Below are 255 nucleotides of genomic sequence, written 5' to 3'. Positions count from 1 at the left end.
CAATCGTCGCCGTAGCCGCATTGTTCCACGTCGTTCCACCATCCGTTGATACTTGCAGATTCGTCGCTGTCGCACTACCGTAATCCGTACCACTGCCTGTGGCGTTACCACCGCCTAAGGCGAGGCTAACACTCGTTGCTGTGGTGCTCGCATTACTTAAACTCACCGTGAATTGCGCAAAGCCACCGCTCTCCGCGACCGTGACATTGCTGACGCTCAAAGTTGGCGTATCGTTGTCGCTACCACCAGTGCCGG

General features: G+C 56.5%; 1 pseudogene. It reads right to left on the bottom strand.

The annotated features are described in order from the left end of the window. Positions 1–255: pseudogene (locus ACO0KW_RS20475) on the bottom strand (hypothetical protein); the annotation flags it as partial.

Origin of the sequence: Undibacterium sp. Ji22W (assembly GCF_049340305.1) — a bacterium.
GTDB lineage: Bacteria > Pseudomonadota > Gammaproteobacteria > Burkholderiales > Burkholderiaceae_D > Undibacterium.
The sequence above is the reverse complement of the archived record's forward strand: the minus strand, read 5'-3'. Positions and strand labels throughout refer to the sequence as shown.